Below are 15,926 nucleotides of genomic sequence, written 5' to 3' on the forward strand. Positions count from 1 at the left end.
CGGGCTGCCCAAGGGGCGGCGGCCTGCGGCCGGGGACGGCTCAGGCGGTCTCGTCGGCCAGTGCGCCGGCGGCCGCGTCGGTGCGGCGGGAGACCGTCTCGGTGAGCTTGCGGGACAGCTCCTGGGGCGTCAGGCCCTGCGCGCGCAGGATGTCGTCGCGCTTGGCGTGGTCCAGGAACTCCTGCGCGATACCGAACGTGCGCACCGGGACGTCGACGTCGTGGTCGCGCAGCAGGCGGGCCACGGCGTCGCCGACGGCGCCGGTGCGGCCGTTGTCCTCGATGACCGCCACGACGCTGTGCTCGGCGGCCTCGGCGACCAGTGCCTCGTCCAGCGGCTTGACCCACAGGGGGTCGACGACGGTGACGCCGAGGCCCTGGGCGGCCATCCGGTCGGCGACCTCGCAGGCGACCTGGGCCATGGTGCCCACGCCCACGACGAGCAGGTCCTTGGAGTGGCCGTTGTCGCCGGCGCGGCGCAGCAGGTCCATGGAGCCGACCCTGCCGATCGCGTCCACCCGCTCGCTGACGGCGCCCTTGGGGTAGCGCACGACGGTGGGCGCGTCCTCGACGGCCACGGCCTCGCGCAGCAGGGTGCGCAGGCGCTCGGCGTCGCGGGGCGCGGCCAGTCGGAGCCCGGGGACCACCTGGAGGATGGACATGTCCCACATGCCGTTGTGGCTGGCGCCGTCGTTGCCGGTGACCCCGGCTCGGTCCAGGCAGAACGTGACGCCCTGGCGGTGCAGGGCGGCGTCCATGAGCACCTGGTCGAAACAGCGGTTGAGGAACGTGGCGTAGACGGCCACGACGGGGTGCAGGCCGTTCATGGCCATACCGGTGGCGGCGGTGGCGGCGTGCTGTTCGGCGATGCCCACGTCGAAGACGCGGTCGGGGTGGGCCTCGGCGAACTTGTTGAGGCCGGTGGGGTGGAGCATGGCGGCGGTGATGGCCACCACGTCCTGGCGCTCGGCGCCGATCTCCACCATGGTGTCGGCGAAGACGGAGGTCCACTTGACGGCCTTGGGGCCGGGCTTGGCCTGGCCCGTGGCCACGTCGAAGGGGCCGGGGGCGTGGAACTGGTCCTCGTCGTGGTTCTCGGCCGGGGCGTAGCCCTTGCCCTTCTGGGTGAGGCAGTGCACGATCACCGGTCCGCCGAAGTCGCGGGCGCGGCGCAGCGCCTTCTCCATGGCCTGCTCGTCGTGGCCGTCGATGGGCCCGAGGTACTTCAGACCCAGGTCCTCGAACATCATCTGGGGCTGGATGGCGTCCTTGAGGCCCTTCTTGATGCCGTGCAGCGCCTCGTATAGGGGCTGGCCGACCACGGGGGTGCGGTTGAGCGTGGTCTTGGCCAGGTCCAGGGCCTGCTCGTATCCGGGGGCCAGGCGCAGGGAGGCGAGGTGGTCGGCGATCCCGCCCATGGTGGGCGAGTAGGAGCGGCCGTTGTCGTTGACCACGACGACCAGTCGGCGGTCCTTGCGCGCGGCGATGTTGTTGAGCGCCTCCCAGGCCATGCCGCCGGTGAGCGCGCCGTCGCCGATGACCGCGACCACGGTGCTGTCCCCGCGGCCCCGTACCTCGTTGGCCTTGGCCATGCCGTCGGCGTAGGACAGGGACGTGGAGGCGTGGGAGTTCTCGATGAAGTCGTGCTCGGACTCGGCGCGCGAGGGGTAGCCGGACAGCCCGCCCTCGGACTTGAGGTTGGTGAAGTCGTGGCGGCCGGTGAGGACCTTGTGCACGTAGGCCTGGTGGCCGGTGTCGAAGAGGATGGGGTCCTTCGGTGAGTCGAAGACCCGGTGCAGCGCGATGGTCAGCTCCACGACGCCGAGGCTGGGACCGAGGTGCCCGCCGGTCTGGGAGCAGGAGTCGACCAGGAAGCCCCGGATCTCCTGTGCCAGCGCAGGGAGCTGATCGGCCGGGAGCCTCTTGAGCGCTTCCGGATTGTGTATCGACTCGAACAGTGCCACTGTCTCGTCAGTCCCCTCGTCCAGCGTGTCCGTTGAGTTTGCCGCCCCCGGCCCCTGACGTGGGCCGGGTTCGGCTACCGGCAGGTATGCATACCCGAGTTTATGGGCGTACGTCCACGGGTCCTACCCCACCCCTCCCGGGCCGGAAAACCGGGATGGCCTCCCTGTACGGTCTTCCCGCCAGGTGACCGGGACCATGCCGGACGCCACCCGGGTTTTCGCGTACATTACTCGGTTTCGAAAGCGGTTCGTCCCGTTGAGGTGGCTTTATCCGAACACCGCCTGGCCGAGGAGGCCGAACGCGGAGACGGACACCACCGACAGCAGGACGACGCGCAGCCGCCCGGCGTTGACGCGGCGGCGCAGCGCGGTGCCGGCGAGGAACCCGACCACGACGAGGGGGACGGCGCAGACCCCGGCGACGGCGGTCCGGGTGTCCATCTGGCCGCCCAGGACCAGCGCGGTCAGGGAGACCGCTCCGCCGAAGAGGAAGAACGCGGCCAGGGTGGCGCGCACCGTGGAGGGCTCCTCGTGCTGGTACAGCAGCGCCATGGGAGGGCCGCCGACCGTGGTGGCGGTGCCCGCGAGGCCGGACAGGGAGCCGGCCGCCACGAGTGAGAACGGGGTGATGCGCACCCGCAGGGACCCGGCCGAGAGCGCGACGGCCACGAGCACCATCGCCCCGACGGCCCCTGCGAGGGCCCGGGGCTCCAGGACCGCGACCACCCACACGCCCAGGACCGTTCCGGGCAGGCGTGCGGGCAGTCCCCAGGCGATGCCCCGCCAGTCCACGTGGGACCACTCCTGGAGGAGCGTGAGCGCCGGCAGGGCGATCACGGCGACCAGGAGCATCCCCGGCATGAGGGTGGGGTCCAGGAAGGACAGGGCGGGGGCGGCGACCATGCCGAGCCCCAGGCCGACGGTGCTCTGCACGACGGCCCCCGTGAGGACGGAGACCGCCACGCACAGGACGAACACCCACAGGTCCTCCGGTCCGAGCAGGCCGTGGCCGCTGGGGGCGAGGAACTCCGTGAGGGTCGGGGTGGACGCGGAAGCCGTGGGGGCGGGAGATGGTGAGGGCACGGCGTGCGACGCTATACCTCCACTTTCCCGACCGGGGTCCGGGGATAGGGACATGGGACGCCTTCCCGGGTACGGCCCGCGGCTCCGCCGGCGGCACCCGGCGGCCGGGACGACGAGGGCCCGGCCCGGCGCTCGGGGCGCCGGGCCGGGTGGGAGCGGGCGGGACGGTGGGGAGTGGACACCGTCGACCGCCCCGGAGGCGGGTCTTGTCCGCCGGTCAGGCGCCTCCCCTGGCGTGGGTCTTGCGACCCCGGCGGGAGAGGGAGTCCAGGATGACGGCGACCAGCAGGACCCCCGCGGTGATCATGAACCGGACGGAGGTGTTCATCTGGAGCAGCAGCAGACCGGAGGCGATCGTGCCGAGGACCAGGCCGCCCAGGAGGGCGGAGTAGGCGTTGCCGCGCCCGCCGAAGAGGCTGGTACCGCCGATGACCGCGGCCGCGATGGCCATCATCAGCTCCTCGCCGCCACCCGTGGACACGCTCGCCGCGAAGTTGCGCGAGGTCAGCAGGACCCCGCCCATGGCGGCGAGGGCGGAGGCGATGCCGAACACCGAGATGCGGATCATGTCCACGTTGATACCGGCGCGTCGTGCGGCCTCGGAGTTGCCGCCGACGGCGTAGACCATGCGGCCGTAGCGGGTCTTGCGCAGGACGAGGTCGAGGACGACGACGAAGCCCACGAAGATCAGGAAGGCCAGCGGCACGCCCTTGTACTGGTTGAGCACCCACACGCCGCCGAGGATCGGCAGGGCGAGCACGGCGGTCCGGAGGAGGATCCCGGTCAAGGGCTTGTGGGGCAGGCCCGCCAGGCGGCGCCGCCGCTCCACCACGGACACCGCGAGGACGTACAGGCCCAGGGCCAGTACCGCGATCGACCAGCCCACGACCGGCACGAAGAAGGTCTGGGTCAGGAGTGCGATCGGCCCGCTCGGGCTGGTGTTGATGGTGCCGTCGGCACCCATCAGGTACAGGTGCAGGCCCTGCCAGCCCAACAGGCCGGCGAGGGTGACCACGAAGGCCGGCACCCCCAGCTTCGCGAAGACGAAGCCGTGCACCAGGCCCACCAGGAGGCCGATCCCGATGGCGAGTCCGATCGCCGCCCACTCCGAGACGCCCTGCTTGACGGCGACGACGCCCAGGACCGCGGCGGCCAGACCGGCGACGGAGCCGATGGACAGGTCGATCTCGCCGAGCAGCAGGACCATGATCACGCCGGTGGTCATCAGACCGATGGCGGCGATCTGCACGGTCAGGTTGGACAGGTTCTGCGGCGACAGGAACCGGTCGTTGGCCGACTGGAAGACGACGGCGATGAGGATCAGGCCGATGACCACGGGGAGCGGTCCCAGCTCACCGCCGCGCATACGGCGCTTGAAGGCGTCGAGCCAGCCCTTGGGCGAGGCCACCGTGGCCAGCAGTCGCGGGTCGCTCTTGGGGGCGACCGGCTCGGCCCCGCCCTGGGCGGGTGCCTTGGAGACAGGAGTCTGCTGGGTCATCACTTGTCCTCCGTGGCCAGAGCCGAGGCACCGGTGCGCTCGGAACGGCGGCTGACCGGGTTGTCGGCGGCGCCGGTGATCGCTGCCACGATCTCCTCGTAGCTGGTGTCCGCGATGGGGAAGTCTCCGGCGTTGCGGCCCAGCCGCAGCACCATGGCCCGGTCGGCCACCGCGCGCACGTCGGCCATGTTGTGGCTGATCAGCAGCACACCCAGGCCCTTGTCGCGCAGGCGCTCGATGAGGTCGAGGACCTGGGCGGTCTGGGCGACGCCCAGGGCCGCGGTGGGCTCGTCGAGCATCACCACGCGCGGCTGCCCCAGGAGGGAGCGGGCGATGGCGATGATCTGGCGCTGGCCGCCGGAGAGGGAGGCGACCGGAACGCGCAGGTTGGGGATCCGTACGGACAGGGAGTCCAGCAGTTCCCTGGCCCGGCCCTCCATCTCGACCTCGTCGAGGGTGCCGGGGAAGTGCAGCTTCTCGTTGCCCAGGAAGAGGTTGCCGACGATGTCCAGGTTGTCGCACAGGGCGAGGTCCTGGTAGATCGTGGCGATCCCGAGGCGCTGGGCGTCGGAGGGGCTCCCGATACTGACCGGCTTGCCGTCCCACGTGATGACCCCGCCGCTGTCCGCGGGGTGGGCTCCGGAGATCACCTTGACCAGGGTGGACTTGCCGGCGCCGTTGTCGCCGAGCAGGGCGACGACCTCACCCTCACCGACGTGGAAGTCGACGTCGCTCAGGGCGCGGACGGCACCGAAGGTCTTGGAGATCCCGGACAGTTCCAGGACTGGTGTGCTCATGCGTTCGCTTCTCTTCTCTCGTCCCGGCCCGGGCGGGCGGACAGCGGGGTCCGCCCGACCGGACCGGACCGTGGCACCGGTGCTAGAGGGCTTCCTGGCAGAAGTCGGTGTCGGCGTAGTCCTCGGTGCAGATCTCCTCGATGGTGTAGATCCCGTCCGAGACGACCGTGTCGCCGACGTTCTCCTTGGTGACCGCGACCGGCTCCAGCAGAACGGCGTCGACGGTCTCACCGGAGCCGTCCTCGACCTCGGTGAGCGTCTGCTCGCCCAGCTTGGGCTCCTCACCGGTGGCCAGGCCCACGGCCATGGCCGCGGCGACGCGGGCCTCGGGCCGGATGGCCTTGTAGACGGTCATGTACTGCTCACCGGCGATGATGCGCTGGATGCCGGCCAGCTCGGCGTCCTGCCCGGTCACGGGCGGCAGGTCCTCGACGGAGACTCCGGCGCTGCGCAGCGCGGAGATGACACCGGAGGCCAGGCCGTCGTTGGCGGCGTAGACGCCGGTGATCTCGTCCAGGCCCAGGGAGGTGATGGCGGCCTCCATCTGGGAGTTGGCCTCGTCCGGCGACCAGTCCGGGGTGTCGAACTCCTGGCCGATCTTGATCTGGTCCTCGAAGACCTCCAGGGCGCCCGCCTTGAAGCTGGCGGCGTTGGGGTCGGTGGGCGAACCGTGCATCACGACGATCGAGCCGTCCCCCGTGGTCTCCTCCGCCTCCAGGGCCTCCAGCAGGGACTGGGCCTGGACCTGGCCGACGCGGTGGTTGTCGAAGGAGACGTACATGTCGGCACCGCCCTCGGCGAGGCGGTCGTAGGCGACCACCGGCACGCCCTGGGACTTGGCCTCGCTGACGGTGCCGGCCGCGGCGGCGGCGTCGACGGCGTCCAGGACGAGCACGTCCACACCGTCGGTCAGCATGGCCTGGGCCTGGGTCTTCTGCTCGTTCACGTCACCGTCGGCGTTGGCGTACGACACCTCGCAGTTCGGGCAGAGCTTCTCGAGCTCCTCCTCGAAGAAGGGCCGGTCGAAGGCCTCGTAACGAGCGGTGTGGAGGTCGGGCAGGAGGAGGCCGACCTGGAACCCCTCCTCAACGGTGTGGGTCTCGCGCTCAGCGTCCTCGCCCGAGGTGGTGAGCGAGCCACAACCCGAGACGAGGAGTGCCAGAGCGGCTCCGACGGCGGCGAAACCGCCGGCGGCCGTGCGGCGCGGTGCGAAGCGTCGTGTGTTCAACGCGGGTGCCTCTCATGACGGGGGATACGAACGGTGGAACTCGCGAGTGGTGGAGTGAAGTCAAACCCCGCCGCTACCTTGCCGTCAACTCCTGAACACATAACTGAAACATCACGAGTCTTGCGTTCACGGTTTGAACGAAGTGAAAACCCAGGCCACAGCGGGGATCCCGACGTGTGAGCTTGTGTGAAGGAATTCCGGTTTTTACCGAACCGTGGCCTTCATGCGGCGCTGACCTCGACATTCGCCGTCCGTCAGCCTATGCGCGGACACCTGCCGATGGTACGTGATGCGAGGTTTCTTGACCTTCGGGTCAGTTCGCGTACCGCGCGGCCATGCGCAGCGCGCCGTACAGGGCCGCGTCCTGGCCCAGCGCGCTCGGTACCAGCTCGAGCCGCTCCAGGGCGCTTCCCAACGAGCCCAGCTCCATCGCCCGGCGCATCGGGTCCAGCAGCAGCTCCCCCGCCTCGGCCAGCTCACCGCCCACGATCACCCGGTCGGGGTTGAACAGGTTCGCCATGATCGCGGTGCTCTGGCCCAGCGCGGTGCCCGCCTCGGCGATGATGCGCCGGCTGCCCGGGTCGCCCTCCAGTGCCGCCGCCACCATGTCCGGGATCCGGACGGGCCGCGGGCCGCGGGCCGCACCGTTGTTCTGCGGCAGCATGTCCAGCAGGTAGTTCGCGCCCACGAAGGTCTCCAGGCAGCCCCGGTTGCCGCACCTGCACACCTGTCCGCGCGGATCCAGCGCGATGTGCCCGACCTCCCCGGCCGTGCCTCCCGCCCCGCGGAAGAGCCGGCCGGACATCATGATGCCCGCGCCCACGCCCTCGCTGATGACCAGGTGGACCACGTGTTCGGCCCCCACGCCCGCGCCCCGGTACTGCTCGGCCAGGACCGAGAGGTTGGCGTCGTTCTCGGCCAGGGCCTCCACCCCCAGCCGCTCGGTCAGGGCCTTGGCCGGGCGGAACCCCGCCCAGCGGGGCACGCAGGAGATGTCGCCGACCTCGCCGGTGGCCGGGTCGACCGGCCCGGGGACGGAGACCACCACCGACGACACGGTGCCCAGGTCGATCCGGGAGCGGACCAGCGTGGTCTCGGTCAACCAGGCGGCGCGCCGTATCCCGCGTTCGGCGTCGGAGGCCACGTCGTAGTCGATCTCCTCGCGGGCCAGCATGTTGCCGTCGCTGTCGCCGATCGCGACGCGGACGCGGTCGGCGGTGAAGTCGACGGCCACGACGGCGCCCGGCGGCCGCAGCAGCGTGACCGCCCTGGCCCGGCGGCCGTTGGAGGAGGTGTCGCGCACCGAGACCGTCCCGGCGGCGCGCAGGCCGCGGACGATGTTGGAGACGCTGGCCGCGGACAGGCCGGTGGACCGGGACAGTTCGGCCTGGGTACACGTCCCGTCGCGGCGCAGCACGTCCACGACCCGCCGTTCGTTGGCCTGGCGCAGGGCGGACTGGGATCCCGGTGTCACGGTGGCCTCGGTCACCAGCTGCCCCTCTGCCTCGGTGGTCTCCCGGCGCTTCGGCACCGTTGCGAGGAATGTTACAAGCATTGAACGTAAGCCGAAACTTCGCGTCGGTGGCGTTAGGGTCCGAACGTGACCAGACCACGCATCAGCACCACCGAGCACGGATGGCCGGACCGCCTCGCGCGGCTGGTCCCCTCCACCGGCGCGGGCCGCACCCGTGTCGTGGCGGTCGAGGGGCGCTCGGGCGCGGGCAAGAGCACGGTGGCCGAGGACCTGGCCGCGGCGCTGGCCGCGCGGGGGGAGGCGGTCCATGTGCTGACCATGGAGGACCTCTACCCCGGCTGGGAGGGCCTGGCCGAGGCTCCGGGACTGCTGCGGACATGGGTCCTGGAGCCGCTCGCGCGCGGCGGGCGGGCGGCGTGGCGGCGCTACCGCTGGGAGCGGGGCGCGTTCGCGCGGGAGTGGACCGCCCTGCCCGACGACGTGGCGGCGGGCGGGGTCCTGGTGGTGGAGGGATCCGGTTCCGGCGCCGCCGCCGTGCGCGACCTCCTGGACCTGCTGGTGTGGGTGGCCGCGCCCGACGACGAGCGCGCGCGGCGGCTGGACGGCCGGTGGGACGCGGCCGTCTACGCGCCCTACCGGCGCGTGTGGGCGGAGCAGGAGGAGGCCTTCCACCGGCGGGACCGCCCCGAGGAGCACGCCGACGCGGTGGTCGGCAACCCGCCGTGCTGAGACGGAGCCGGACCCGTCGGCTCCCGCCGCCGTGCTCCGGCCCGGCCCCGGACCGAGGAGGGCCGGGGGCGCTCAGCCGGCGTCCGGTGGAGGCGTCCCCATCCGGTGGAGGCCGGTGAAGGCGCCGACCAGGCGGGCGACGACCGTGGACAGGAACAGCGTTCCGGCGACCCCCTCGGCCGCGGAGAGCGTGCGGGCCCACGCCGAGACCGGCAGGACGTCACCGTAGCCCAGGGTGGCCAGGGTGACGAAGGAGTAGTAGACGAGCTGCTGCCAGGCGAACCGGTCGCCGGGGTGGACGGAGTCGACGAAGCTTCCGGGGGAGGCGCTCTCCAGGAGTGCGAACACGGTGGTGAAGAATCCGCCGAGCAACAGGTAAGCGCACACCGCCGCCAGGACGAGGTCGAGCTCACGGGTCCGGCTGCGGCGGTACACGAACCTCAGCAGCGAGTACATCAGCGCGGTCTGGAAGGCCGCCGCCGCGGCGAACATGGACATCAGCGCCGGGCCGTGGCCACCGGTCGCGCCCGTCCGCGTCCCGCAGCCGAGAAGAACCGCGCCCGTGACGGCCGCCGGAGCGATCCGGTCGCGCTCCTCCCGTACCAGCAGGATGCCGGAGAGCACCACTCCCACGTACGCGACCAGGTACAGCACCGCCCAGACAGGACCGTGGAGGGTGACGGGGTACCCGAACTGGACGAGGACCACGAACCCCAGGAACGCTCCGAGGCGTACGGGGCGGCCCGGACCGCCTCCACGTCTGCGCACGGGCTCACTCTGGCACGGGCTCCCCCGCCGGGCTGGAAGCCGCGCCGGGGCCGGGGCGCCGGAAGGCCGCTCCGCGGGGCGTCAGAGCCCGCAGATCTCCCGGGCCCTGCGCAGGTCGGCGCGGATGCGGTCGACCCCCGCCGTCAGCGGCGGCAACTGCGACGACACCCCGTTCAGCTCCCCGTGGCGCTGGCGGCGCCGCTCCGGACCGCCGAAGGCGATCCGCACGGTGATCTCCGCCAGGACGGCCCCGACGAAGCCGAGTACGCCCACGGCGAGCAGCAGGTTGGTGATCCCCTCCAGGTCGGAGCCCACCCCCAGCTCGGTCACGATCCCGGCGGGGATGCCCAGGATGGCGAACCGGCAGAGCCGCAGGGTGAGCATCAGCCGTTCCTGGAACCGCACCCGGCCGCGCAGGGAGTCGTGCTTGGCCCTGACCTCGCCGTGGCGCCTCTCCCAGTGCCGCCGCTGCTCGGCCAGCGCCCGCATGGTCTGCACCGCGCCGTAGACCACCGCCGCGTACCCGGCGTTGACGGGCAGCGGCGCGTTCCGGACACGGTGCCAGAGGATGGTCACCCACTCCCCCACGCCCGTGTCGCCCCCGTCGGCGGGCGGCACCATCCGCTCCGGGTGCAGCAGGAAGGTCAGGACGAGGGCGGTGCTGACGTTGACGCGCGCCGTGCGCCACCCCTCCAGGTCGCTGGTCAGCTGCTGGTGGAAGGCGTTGGCCGCCTGTTCCGCCTCGTCGAGGTGCTCGGCGAGCCGCAACAGCTCACCGGAGTCGCCGCCGTGGTGGGCGCCCATGATCCTGAGCAGGCTCGGGCGGGCCATCAGGAGCATCTCGTTGGCCAGGGGCGCGCCGGTGAGCAGGGGGCGCGGGTCGGTGAACATCTCGCGCAGCTCGGCCATGGTGGCGCCCCGGCCGCGGAAGATGGGCGGCAGGTCGGGGCGCAGCTGGGAGACGAAGGAGGCCACCGCCAGGTTGGCGTCGCTGTTGGCGTGCCCGCGGAACAGGGAGCGGTCCAGGGTGGTGTCGCCGAGGTCGTTGATGAGCCAGGCGCCGAGGGCGGAGCGCTCGGCCGGCTCGTTGAAGACCTGGACGGCGGCGCTCCAGTTCTGCTGCATCGCCGCGGCCAGGTCGCGCGGGTCGGTGAACCGGATGCCGTGGAAGTGGTACGGGGGCACACCGGCATGGTGCGGCGGCGGCGCGGCGGGGCTCCCGCCCACCGGTCCAGGCACGGGGGCCGAGGAGTGGGGAGGCGGTGACGCGGGCCCTGTGTGGGGCCGCGGCGTACCGGGGGCCACGGGGGCCGGTCCCGGCACGGGCGGCGCCGTGTGGGGCGGGGCCGTGTGGGGCGGGGCCAGACCGGCGGAGGCCGCGCTCTCGGGCGCCATCCGCGTGTAGGCGCGGGTCGGGTCCACCGGAACCTGCGGGGCCACCCTGGTCGGGTCCACGGGGGGCCGGTCCGCCAGCCGGGTGGGGCCCACCCGCGCGGGGGCGTCGGAGGCGACCCGGGTCGGGTCCACGCTCACCCGGGTGCGCGCGTCCGGCGCGGTCCCGTTGGACTCCGTGCCCGGGGAGTGCGCTCCCGGGGACGCGTCCGGTGCCCGGTCGGCGGCGGGCGCGGTGATCAGCCGGTTGAGCAGGACCGTGGCGTCGGGGCGCCGGTCGGGGTCCTTGTCCAGGCAGGCGCGGACGATCCCGGCCAGCGGTTCGGTGAGGGCGCCGAGGTCGGGCTCCGCCCCCAGGACACGGGCGATACGGGAGGCCTGGGTCGGCCCGGGGAAGGCCTCCCGCCCCGTGGCGGCGTAGACCATCACCGAACCCCAGGAGAAGATGTCCACCGCCGAGGTCAGCCGCATGCCCTCAAGCTGCTCGGGCGCCATGTACCCGATGGTTCCGACCACGCCGCTGGCGGTGACCGAGGTGGTCTCCACCGCGCGGGCGATACCGAAGTCGATCACGCGCGGGCCGTCCGGGGCCAGCATGATGTTGTCCGGCTTGAGGTCGCGGTGCACGACCCCCGCGGCATGGATCGCGGCCAGGGCGGTGGCGGTGGAGACGGCCAGCCGGTGCAGCTCGACCCCGCTCCGGGGACCCTCCTGGGCCACCGCCTCCTGCAGGGTGGGGCCGTCGATGAACTCCGTGGCGATCCACGGCTCCCGGGCCGCGGGGTCGGCGTCCAGGATCGCGGCGATGCAGAAGCCGCTCACCCTGCGGGCCTGCTCCACCTCGGTGGCGAAGCGGCGGCGCATCTCGGGGTCGCCCGCCCAGCTGGCGTGCAGGAGCTTGACCGCGGCCCGGCTGCCGTCGGGGGCCTCGCCGAGGAAGACCTCGCCGAAACCGCCACGTCCCAGGGACCGCACCAGCCGGTAGTTCCCCGCCGTGCGGTTCGGGTCCCGGCCCGTCCCGCCGCTACCGTTCCGGCCGTCCAGGTCGTCCACCGGTCCACCCCGTATCCATCGTCTTCACATCCCCCGGTAGCCCATGACGGGCCCGTGGGAACTATAGCCACGTTTCGGTCGGTCCGAACCCGGTGACATGGGCGGGTACCAAAGTTCCGCTCCGTGTGGGCAGATGGTGGCCGCCGGGACGCGTGTTCTCCGAAGAGCACATCCGATACCGCTCCGTTACGGTCGGCCGCGCCTCGACCGCGCACCGCGCCCTCAGGAGCGGCTGCGGCGGTGGGCGCCGCGCTGGATCCGCTGGACGAGGTCGTCGGTGAGGGTGCCGTACCCGGTGGCGGCCCACACGCTGTCCTCGGCGGGCACCTCGTAGTACGGGACCGTCTCCCCCTCGTGCTCGGCGGGCAGGACGACGGGGCGCACACGGTCGCGTACGGCCCTGGCGCACTCGTCGCACAGCGGGACGCGGATGGTGCGTGTGCCGCCGAACTCGCGCCAGGGCGTCACCTTGGTCCGTGTGCCGTGCAGCGGGTTGGCGTAGCAGTGGCGGCGCCGGACGACGGCGCGCAGCCCCCTGGACACGGCGTCGATCTCGTCCTCGGCCATGTCCAGCAGGACGAGCACACCGACGGCGTCGGGCAGGGTGGCCCCCTCCTCCGCCATCCGGTCGTGGACGTTGGCCGCCGCGGAACGCGCGTCCAGGGCGTGCCGCAGGCCCTGGTGCGCCCCCTGCCCCGCCGTGCTCTCGGTGTCCAGGCGGCTCAGGCGCTCACCGACCTCGATGAGGTCGTGCTCGCCCTGTTCCACCAGGGAGTCCAGCTGGGCGCGGTCGGCGTTGTCGAACGCGGCGTGCTGGGCGACCGGGACCGCCCTCCTCCCGGCCGTCCCCGCCGCGCGCCGACGCCAGAGGAGGACTGTCGGCACGAGCGCGAGCAGGAGCACGGGCACCGCCCAGAGCCAGACCGGCAGCCCCGGCTCCGCGTCCCCGTCCGAGACCACGACCGCGTCCTGCGGCTCGGTCGCGTCCTGGTCCGCCCCGGTGTCCTCGGGGGCGGGGTGGGCCTCCTCGTAGGCCCGCAGGGCCTCGTCATAGGCGGCCCGGGGGTCGTCGGACAGCGCGGTCTCCACCGCCAGGTCGACCTGTTCGAGCATGGAGCCGTCGAACTCCGTCCCGTAGGAGGCGGCCAGGGCGCCGTAGTGGGCGGGGCCGCTCCCTCCGGAGGCGAAGTCCGCGCCGTGGAACCCGCCCAGCCCGTCGTAGACCAGGTAGTGGCCCTCACCTCCACCCCTCCGGTCGTGCAGGACCGACGCGAGCGTGGCGGCGTCACCGCCCCACGCGTCGCCCTCCGCCAGGGGCACCGCGACCACGTGCAGGTCCAGGCCGGAGGCGTCGACGGCCCCGGCCACGCGCTCCTGTTCCTCCACCGGGAAGGCGCTCTCGTAGGCGGGATCGACGTACACGCGCGACTCGTCCAGGGCCTCGGCGACGGCCTGGACCGGGTTTCGCCGCTCCCCGGTCTCCTGGGCCGGCGCCCCGGTCGCGGGGAGCAGGGCCAGCAGGGTGCAGGCGCCGGCGGCCAGCACTCGCGCCGCGTACCGGAGCGGCGGGGACTCAGCGGACATCGATCTCCTCCACGAGGCTCTTGACCATACGGCCGGGGCTGCGCGCTCCGAAGCGGTGCCGGACCCACGTGCGGTCGTCCATCGACAGGTAGCTCCTCCACGCTCCCCCGCGGTCGCGGATGCGCAGCACGTTCGCCTCCTGCTCACTCCTCGGCAGGTCGGCGCACCCGCGGCACAGCGGTGCGACCGCGCCCCCGGTCACCCGGGAGCCGTGGATGCCCGTCGCGGTGCCGTGCAGGGGGTTGACCGCGCACGGGGAGCTGTCGACGGGGAGGCCGGGGTCCTCCAGTACCGCGTGCACCCTGTGGGAGACGGCCACCACGCCCAGCAGGTCCAGGTCGTCGGGGTTCCTCTCCATGACCATCAGCGCCGCCTCGATCTGGGGCATCAGCGCGCGCGGGACGCGCTCGGCCCGGTCGGAGGAGAGCAGGGAGCCCAGCCGCGCACGCTCCCTCCCGGCCAGGACCCGCAGGGAGCGCGACGAGGGGCTGCGCCGCCGCGTCCTTCGGCGCGCGCGGACCAGGGCGAGGACGCCGAGCACGGAACCGGCGAGGAACAGCCCGATCAGGGGGCCGACGACCAGCAGCCCGGGGAGGAAGCCCCCGGAGAAGTACCTCTCCCACCGGGGGCCGGGAACGTACACGTGGTCCCCGGCGAAGGAGGGGGCGTCGTCCGCCTCCGGTGAGGTCTCCATGTCCGCGACCAGGTCGAGTACGGCTCCGATCGCCCGGGCCGGGGTGGGCTCCTCGACCTCGCTGACGGACGCCCCCAGGGTGAAGGTGTCGATCCCCACCCCGACCGGTGCGGCGGTCACCTCGACGGAGCCCTCGTAGGCGCGCCCGGACACGACGACGTAGACGGCGTCCTCCCCGCTCACCGAGGCCAGCGCGTGGGCCAGGACCTCCGGGTTCCCGCCGAACTCGTCGGTGGCGTCCATCGGCGTGACCACCGCGCGGACCGGGACCGGGGAGTCGGCCAGCCGCGCCGCGGCGTCCGCCAGTCCGTCCAGCGGCATCGGCGAGACGGGGTCCACGTACAGGGGCGCGGGGGCCCGCTCCAGCTCCCGGGCCAGGTGCTCCACCCTCACCGTGGAGGAGACGTAGGGCGGCTGGGAGCGCGCCTCCTCCACCGGGTCGGGGATCTCCGCCCCGCCCGGGGGAGCGCTGAGCGTATAGGAGAGGGGAAGCAGCGCGACGGCCGCGGTCAACGGCAGTACGACCGTCAGGGAGACGACGGACACCCGGATCCGGGGCCTGCCGGGACGGGACCGCCGGGCCAGCCGCCAGGTCACGTAGCAGCCCAGGGCGAGGACGAGTCCCGCCCCCGTTCCGGCCGCGAGGCCGGTGTTCCCGGGCCCGACGGAGCTGGTGGGGTCCAGGTCGCCGAGGAACTCCTCCCACACCGTGGGCCCGGACTCGGACTCGTGCTCCCACTCCCGTGCGGCCCGCTCCGCCACGTCGGGGTCCAGCAAGGCGGCGGTGTAGTGCTCGGCCAGCTCGTCGACGGGGGTCCCGTAGTCGGTCTCCGGGTCCTTCGCGACCGCTCCGGAGGCGTCGTCGACGGGCAGGTCCACGCCATGGGCCTCGGCCTCGATCCAGGAGTCCTCCGGCCGGATGTGGACGTAGAGCCCCTCCTCGCCGAGCCTGTCGTGCAGTGAGGGCAGCATCTCCCCTCCCCACTCCGCGCCGGTGCCCGGAAAGGGGCTGACGACGACGTGGTAGGGCACGCCCAGCCCGCCGAAGGAGCGGTGCAGGTCCTCTTCGAGCCGGTCCGTGTCGTACCCGCCGGACAGGGCGTCGTCCACGACCACGGCAGCGCCCTCGGGCTCCTCGGACAGCAGGGCGGCGTAGTGGGCCGCGGGGGTCACGCGCTCCTCGTAGGCCCCGAAGCCGGACTCCGGTTCGGCCGAGGCCGGCGCCGCGGCCAGGACGGGGAGGAGGACCAGGGGGACCAGGGGGACCAGGAAGGAAAGGACCGGTACGGGGGGCCGGACACGGAGGTTGGTGACACCGGGCATGCAGTGAGCATATCGGGGATTTACGGACGTTCGCCGGCGTGAAAGCGGTTACCCGACCCCTCATGTCGACGTCGGAACCCGTGGGATAAGTGCGACATACCGGACTAATACTGAAGACCAGCGCAAGGCCTCCGGTGCCGGTCGCATGCCCCGCGAGCGCCCTCCACGCGGCTCCCCCGATTTTGGGGTTTGCGCAGCTCCCCGGTGTTCCCTCTTGCCCTCCTCCGGCCGCAGGCTGGGAAGCGGGGACGACGCCGGGCGGTTCCACCGCGCTTTCCGCGCCTCGTGTGCGGCGTCGGTCCGAGGGCCGGTCCGATATCGGCGGTCCCCGCACCAAGCC

11 protein-coding genes are annotated in these 15,926 nt (G+C 72.8%); 1 reads left to right on the forward strand and 10 read right to left on the reverse strand.

Annotated elements, in window-relative coordinates; all coding sequences use genetic code 11:
- Nucleotides 1-40 precede the first annotated feature (40 nt).
- The 6 genes from dxs to NOSIN_RS12235 form a co-directional block, all read right to left on the reverse strand.
- Nucleotides 41-1,963, reverse strand: a complete 1,923-nt coding sequence (gene dxs, locus NOSIN_RS12210) for a 1-deoxy-D-xylulose-5-phosphate synthase (RefSeq protein ID WP_077690854.1) — start codon at nucleotides 1,961-1,963, stop codon at nucleotides 41-43.
- Nucleotides 1,964-2,230: 267 nt separating this feature from the next.
- On the reverse strand, nucleotides 2,231-2,965 hold the full coding sequence (locus NOSIN_RS12215; RefSeq protein ID WP_227014386.1) for a TSUP family transporter: 735 nt from the start codon (nucleotides 2,963-2,965) through the stop codon (nucleotides 2,231-2,233).
- A gap of 298 nt (nucleotides 2,966-3,263) precedes the next feature.
- On the reverse strand, nucleotides 3,264-4,544 hold the full coding sequence (locus NOSIN_RS12220) for a sugar ABC transporter permease (protein ID WP_077690856.1): 1,281 nt from the start codon (nucleotides 4,542-4,544) through the stop codon (nucleotides 3,264-3,266).
- Nucleotides 4,544-5,341, reverse strand: a complete 798-nt coding sequence (locus NOSIN_RS12225; protein ID WP_077690857.1) for an ATP-binding cassette domain-containing protein — start codon at nucleotides 5,339-5,341, stop codon at nucleotides 4,544-4,546. The genes NOSIN_RS12220 and NOSIN_RS12225 overlap by 1 nt, the downstream gene beginning before the upstream one ends.
- Before the next feature lie 82 nt (nucleotides 5,342-5,423).
- Complete coding sequence (locus NOSIN_RS12230) at nucleotides 5,424-6,569, reverse strand: sugar ABC transporter substrate-binding protein (protein WP_077690858.1); 1,146 nt, start codon at nucleotides 6,567-6,569, stop codon at nucleotides 5,424-5,426.
- 313 nt (nucleotides 6,570-6,882) lie between these two features.
- Nucleotides 6,883-8,058: an ROK family transcriptional regulator gene (locus NOSIN_RS12235; protein ID WP_077693556.1), complete on the reverse strand. Its 1,176-nt coding sequence runs from the start codon at nucleotides 8,056-8,058 to the stop codon at nucleotides 6,883-6,885.
- Nucleotides 8,059-8,169: 111 nt separating this feature from the next.
- Between NOSIN_RS12235 and NOSIN_RS12240 the strand changes: the two genes are divergently transcribed.
- Complete coding sequence (locus NOSIN_RS12240; RefSeq protein ID WP_077690859.1) at nucleotides 8,170-8,772, forward strand: uridine kinase family protein; 603 nt, start codon at nucleotides 8,170-8,172, stop codon at nucleotides 8,770-8,772.
- A 72-nt stretch (nucleotides 8,773-8,844) separates the two neighbouring features.
- On the opposite strand, the gene NOSIN_RS12245 is transcribed toward NOSIN_RS12240, so the two are convergent.
- The 4 genes from NOSIN_RS12245 to NOSIN_RS12260 all read right to left on the reverse strand — a co-directional run bounded on the left by NOSIN_RS12245 (nucleotide 8,845) and on the right by NOSIN_RS12260 (nucleotide 15,586).
- Nucleotides 8,845-9,540, reverse strand: a complete 696-nt coding sequence (locus NOSIN_RS12245) for a potassium channel family protein (RefSeq protein WP_077690860.1) — start codon at nucleotides 9,538-9,540, stop codon at nucleotides 8,845-8,847.
- Between the two features lie 81 nt (nucleotides 9,541-9,621).
- Complete coding sequence (locus NOSIN_RS12250; RefSeq protein ID WP_077690861.1) at nucleotides 9,622-11,985, reverse strand: serine/threonine protein kinase; 2,364 nt, start codon at nucleotides 11,983-11,985, stop codon at nucleotides 9,622-9,624.
- A gap of 222 nt (nucleotides 11,986-12,207) precedes the next feature.
- Complete coding sequence (locus NOSIN_RS12255) at nucleotides 12,208-13,569, reverse strand: hypothetical protein (RefSeq protein WP_077690862.1); 1,362 nt, start codon at nucleotides 13,567-13,569, stop codon at nucleotides 12,208-12,210.
- Nucleotides 13,559-15,586, reverse strand: a complete 2,028-nt coding sequence (locus NOSIN_RS12260) for a hypothetical protein (protein WP_077690863.1) — start codon at nucleotides 15,584-15,586, stop codon at nucleotides 13,559-13,561. Before NOSIN_RS12260 ends, NOSIN_RS12255 begins: the two co-directional genes overlap by 11 nt.
- Between the last annotated feature and the right edge of the window lie 340 nt (nucleotides 15,587-15,926).

This window comes from Nocardiopsis sinuspersici (genome assembly GCF_001998325.1).
GTDB classification, from domain to species: Bacteria; Actinomycetota; Actinomycetes; order Streptosporangiales; family Streptosporangiaceae; genus Nocardiopsis; species Nocardiopsis sinuspersici.